Here is a 2,404-nt window from a genome sequence, read left to right as displayed (position 1 = left end):
ATGACCTGCTTATTCGCACCTTCCCTAATTTCAGATTTTCTATCCGTGACCCGTACAGTCCGTATACAAGCTGCCTGCCAGGATTCGGAACCATTTCCCGGATTTTTTTGATTTCCAGCGTACCAATATTGACTTTGTGCCTGGTTGTTCCGCCTACTAGCGCAAATCTTCTCCCTGTCGGGTTTTCCATCAGACCGCATTCATCAATAATGATGCTATCTGCGTTGTCACAACGTATCCACAACTCACTATCAGTTTGTGACTTGACGTTCATGCTACCAATTTTTAGCCGACCAATATCTGTATAAGTAAGATTTGTATCTCGAGTTAGAGATATAGCGTGGAGAACCGTACTCCCTGCCATCCTGCCGATTTCAGTATCCCAGAATTTGTAAGGAGCATTACCCGTCATCTTTAAGCAAGTTAATGAGTTTTGAGACTCAATGCTCCCCACCTCTATCGAGTATCCATGACCTCGTGATATCTCGTAAGCAGCATAGTCACCTCCGGTAAGCGCAAACATATCGTCGCCAGTTGAACCAGTCAACACACCGACGTTTGTTGCTACATAAGGAGGCATTATGTGCAAGCCATCTGAATATGTGTTGAAGTTAATTCTTGGCACGTAAATATTTCGGATGTTGGCCATCAGAACGCCGTATTTACGACAGCCCCACACGTTCGCTGCTTCTAATCGGCTATTAACAATGCCGTGTAAGACAATGCCCATCGTGTGTATTGCGGGGAAGGAGGACTGCTGCGGATTAACCATCGCGCCATAGCTTGCATCTACTTTGCCCTGCAGGTTTATGTCTATGTCCTTATCTGGCACGAAGCAATATATTCCTCCAGCCCAGCCCGCTGACGTAGCCTGAGCATCGCGGAGGGATGAGTGGGATTCAATGATAAATTCATTGCTGCTCACCACTTCCGTAACAAACATGATCCCGTCATAGCCGAACTCTGCAGCACCGTAGAATGCCGCGTAGTCGCCTGCTTTAAACGGGTGACTGTTACACACTACGCGGGCAAAAACAGTGCCATTCGTCGCCGCATTATCGCGCCAGGGGTTAGTGTAACCGGCTAACTTCGTCATTGAGGTGACAAGGAAGCGAGAAGCATAGTAGGCATTATTGATCAGAAACGGATGCCATTGAGCTGAATTTACATCCTGATGCCAGTCAGCCCCTGCGGAGGTATGTAAAGAAGTTCCTGACTTTATTACACCTGAATCGTTGTAAAGATATTTCCCCGGCACATTGTAGTTAATAAAACCACCAACATTTAGAGCCGACTTTAAAAGCTGAACATCCGTTGTTGCGTTACCGGAAGGGCCAGGCATAAATATCGCCCCTAATTCTGACCGCAGCTGGTCCTGTCCAACATCCACAAAATTTGCCTTATCCGTGGCATTCCAGGTGGATTCGGTTGTGCCCGCCGTGGTATACCCGGAGCCGATAACAACCGAAGCAGCCAGTTTCCAGAACGTACCGCCGTAGGAAATAAGCTGGTTATAGCTGGTCAGCGTCCAGGGGCCATCCTCATAGCGACCCAGCACGGTTTTCCCCGCCGCCTGAAGAACAGCTTCGTAACGCGATTCCTGGCTGGTAAGCTGCGCGTCAAACTCATGCTCCTGCTGATTGAGCTGGGAAATGAATGAAGACTGCTGTTCAGTCATTTGACTTTCGAATTCCGTAGCCTGCTCTGAAAGTTGAGCATCTATTTTTTCTTCAAGGCCGACTGAGATGGCTTCAGCCTGTTCTTTTGATAGTTCTGCTGCTCTTGCCGCATTCTGCGCTTCTTCTACAGAATCTTTAATATCAATTAAGGGGGCTTCAATGCTTAGAAGATACTGCTTCGCCTCTGCAGCACTCACAGCGGCCTGTGCCGCGAACTGTGCCGTTTGCTGTGTGTCGGTAGTCGCCATAATTTTTCCTGTTATTACCACTCGATATGCACAATGCCATCGGCGCCATCGCCGGATGGGTAAGCTATTCCGCTGAAATCAATATCGTAAGCACCACCACCTCCGGAGCCTGCCGCTTTCCCTTTTACGCCGCCGGTTGCGCCGCTACGTCCGCCACCACCCCAGAACGAAGCCCCGCCAGAACCGGTAAGCATGTTGGTCGCAGCCTGGCCGTCCTGACCGGTACCACCCTGAATGTTGATATCGCCACCTGACGCAACACCGCCATCACCCCCGGCGCTGTTCACGATGCTGGCCTTGTTGGATTTTTTCCCGCCGCGGCCGAAGATGAACCCACCCAAAGAAGAGTCACCGCCGTCATTGCCGGACACGGCACCTGATACCGCTGCGCCACCTTTGCCGACGACAACGGATAAGGTCGCTCCCGGAACAACATCCAGCCAGCCTAAAGCTGTACCGCCAGCCCCGCCCCCACCG

The 2,404-nt window shown here is 50.6% G+C and carries 2 pseudogenes; both read right to left on the bottom strand.

The features are described 5' to 3' along the window. Positions 1 to 1,927 (bottom strand): annotated as a pseudogene (locus KHQ23_RS26205) (hypothetical protein); the annotation flags it as partial. Between the two features lie 14 nt (positions 1,928 to 1,941). Further along, positions 1,942 to 2,404, bottom strand: a pseudogene (locus KHQ23_RS26200) (hypothetical protein); the annotation flags it as partial.

It is taken from the genome of Klebsiella sp. 64 (assembly GCF_018223915.1).
GTDB lineage: Bacteria > Pseudomonadota > Gammaproteobacteria > Enterobacterales > Enterobacteriaceae > Klebsiella > Klebsiella pneumoniae.
The sequence above is the reverse complement of the archived record's forward strand: the minus strand, read 5'-3'. Positions and strand labels throughout refer to the sequence as shown.